General features: G+C 65.7%; 2 protein-coding genes. One reads left to right on the top strand and one right to left on the bottom strand.

Annotation, left to right across the window (positions count from 1 at the left end; genetic code table 11):
• Positions 1 to 59: 59 nt before the first annotated feature.
• Positions 60 to 812, bottom strand: a complete 753-nt coding sequence (locus ACWGI6_RS38190) for a hypothetical protein (protein ID WP_453271773.1) — start codon at positions 810 to 812, stop codon at positions 60 to 62.
• Between the two features lie 231 nt (positions 813 to 1,043).
• On the opposite strand from ACWGI6_RS38190, the gene ACWGI6_RS38195 reads away from it, so the two are divergent.
• Complete coding sequence (locus tag ACWGI6_RS38195) at positions 1,044 to 1,502, top strand: hypothetical protein (protein ID WP_453271774.1); 459 nt, start codon at positions 1,044 to 1,046, stop codon at positions 1,500 to 1,502.
• The last annotated feature ends 143 nt before the right edge of the window (positions 1,503 to 1,645 follow it).

The raw sequence follows: 1,645 nt of genomic DNA on the forward strand, positions 1-1,645 counted from the left end.
CCGTCAACCGAGGGCGACGGCGGCATTTCGAGGACAGGACCTCGGTCGGTCACACGACTTCAGTACTTGCTGATGCAGGAGAGCGTGACCCGCCCGACCTTGGCATTCGGAATGCTGTGCTTGATGCTCCAGGCTTCCACCCGCCACTTCACCGAACGCATCTCGGTCGGGGTCGCGCGGTCCGTCACGAGGACCTGCTGGGAACCACCGAAATTGTGCGTGTGCAGCGCGCCGCCGCTCGTCGACTTGAAGCGGTGCTTCATGTTGCCGATTCCGGCGGAGGCGATGTAGACCGTCTTACCCGCGGGGCAGCGCTTGGTGCCGGACTTCTTCTGGCTGAGCTTGTCCGACGCCTTTCCGACCCGCCACCCCTGCGTGCTGCAGTAGCCGTACACCTTGCTCAGGTTCTTCCCGTTCCCGTAGGTCGAAGTGACCTTCCATTTGACGGACTTGCGCCAGGTGGGAACGGTCCGCGTCGAGATGCCGTCGGGCGTGTGCCGCCACACCCGCGAGACCAGGTGGCCGCCCTTGGGCTTCCACGACACCCGCGAGGCACCGGCCGCCGAGTCCCAGATCCAGGCGGTCTCGCCCTTCTTATGGCAGTTGAGCCTGCCGCTCTTCGAATGGAATCCACCGGCTTTGACGACTGCGGCGGGCTGCTCCGCTGCGGCCGGGACCGCATTCACGGAGGTGGAGTTGGAGCCGGAGGAGGAGTTGGCTTGCGCCGACTCGTTGCCCATCACCGGTATCAGCACAGCGGTACCGACGGCGAGTGCGCACGCCGACGTAGCCACTCGACGGGGGAGTCCCATACGCGTCCCATCTCTTTTCAGGTCTGACATGAACACCGCCCACAGTAGGGGCGCTCGTTCAGACCCCGCTATTGCCCGAAAGGGCAACGCCAGGCCCCTTGCAGGGCTTCGCCGCAGGCGTTCATGTCGCCCGTTCGTACAATATCGACGAGCGCTCAGTTGCCTTACTCTCTGCGGCAGTTGGTGGCAGAACAACGAAGGCATGCAACTCCCGCCGGAGGTAGTCAGCACGTGTTGAACCAAAAGGGGAAGGCGCTCCTCATCGGCGCCACCGCGGCGCTCGCCGTCACGACTGCGGCGCCGGCCCACGCCGGGACCCAGGCCACGGCCGCGAAGGTCAGCAAGCACCAAGAGGTCCGCTGCGTCACGCAGAGCGGCAGGACCTGCGCCTACTCGGCTTCCTTCTTCTACTGGAACAAGAAGGGCTCCGCCAAGCGCGGCCTGAACTATGTCCAGACGGCCAGGTCTCCGTACAAGGCGGGCAAGGCCCGCTGGCTGTACAAGCAGCCGGGCGGCAAGACGCACGTCGGCAAGAGCTGGCGCAAGGCCCACGCGATTCAGCACGGCAACGCCGCCGAGGTCGACTGGGGCAAGGTGGGGGCGACCGTGGGCCCGAAGCTCCGCAAGGGCACGCTCGTCTGCGTGCAGTGGGCACACCTCGCGAAGAAGGCGTGCCACACGCTCAAGTAGCCTGCGCCGAAAGGCTGTTGGATAAGGGGGGTGGCGCCCCCCGGGCGGGCCCCCCCCTACCGGTGAAGAGTGAGACCCAGCCGGTGGGGTATAAACCAAGAAAGCCGCCGACCACCAAGCACGTTTATTTAGAGGGGGGGGGC

It is taken from the genome of Streptomyces sp. NPDC054786 (genome assembly GCF_053611685.1).